Here is a 728-nt window from a genome sequence, read left to right as displayed (position 1 = left end):
AGAAGTCCGAAACAGGATTAACTGTATAAATAAACAGCCATTTTGCTAAGGAAGGGTAAGATAGCTGCGGGTGCCTGAAGCTTTCCGGTTTCAGGTTAACTCTGAGGTCTGGAAAGATGAAGCCCCAGGAGATATTTCTATCAACCCTGGGGCTGCCACTCCAAACCCAACAATTTGGATGGTAGTCCCTTCTTCGCATGGAGGCAATATAAACATGCTGACGAAATATGCCCTTGTGGCAGTCATAGTGCTGTGTTTAACGGTGCTGGGATTTACGCTTCTGGTCGGAGACTCGCTGTGTGAGTTTACGGTGAAGGAACGTAATATTGAGTTCAGGGCTGTTCTCGCTTACGAACCGAAGAAGTAGCCGCTGTGCGGGGAGCAATTCCCGCATATCCGGTTGTCAGGTCAGGAATGGTAAGGCACCTGATTTACATTTTCGCCCGCAGTCAGTGATGGCTGCGGGCGATCTCGTTTTAAGGCAATGATGAGTTTTGCCGGCCGAAGTCCGGAACAGGATTGTACTGTATAAATAAACAGCTATTTTACTAAGAAAGGGTAAGATAACGGCGGGTGCCTGAAGCTTTCCGGTTTCAGGTTAACTCTGAGATCTGGAAAGATGAAGCCCCAGGACGATATTTCTATCAACCCTGGGGCTGCCACTCCAAACCAGACAATTTGGATGGTAGTCCCTTCTTCGCATGGAGGCAATATAAACATGCTGACGA

At 47.9% G+C, this 728-nt stretch carries 1 protein-coding gene and 1 pseudogene; one reads left to right on the top strand and one right to left on the bottom strand.

Annotation, left to right across the window (positions count from 1 at the left end; all coding sequences use genetic code 11):
* Positions 1-17 precede the first annotated feature (17 nt).
* A pseudogene (locus HEN21_RS23340) lies at positions 18-246 on the bottom strand (hypothetical protein).
* Between HEN21_RS23340 and hokE the strand changes: the two are divergent.
* Positions 215-367: a type I toxin-antitoxin system toxin HokE gene (gene hokE, locus HEN21_RS22570; protein WP_000956467.1), complete on the top strand. Its 153-nt coding sequence runs from the start codon at positions 215-217 to the stop codon at positions 365-367. The pseudogene HEN21_RS23340 and the gene hokE sit on opposite strands and share 32 nt — an antisense overlap.
* Positions 368-728 lie beyond the last annotated feature (361 nt).

The organism is Escherichia sp. 93.1518, assembly GCF_013368915.2.
Lineage (GTDB): Bacteria > Pseudomonadota > Gammaproteobacteria > Enterobacterales > Enterobacteriaceae > Escherichia > Escherichia ruysiae.
Note: the sequence above shows the minus strand (reverse complement) of the source record. Positions and strands in the feature narration are given on the sequence as shown.

Excerpts from the sequence above, each read along its gene's own strand:
- hokE (WP_000956467.1), top strand. The coding sequence starts at position 215 with ATGCTGACGAAATATGCCCTTGTGGCAGTCATAGTGCTGTGTTTAACG.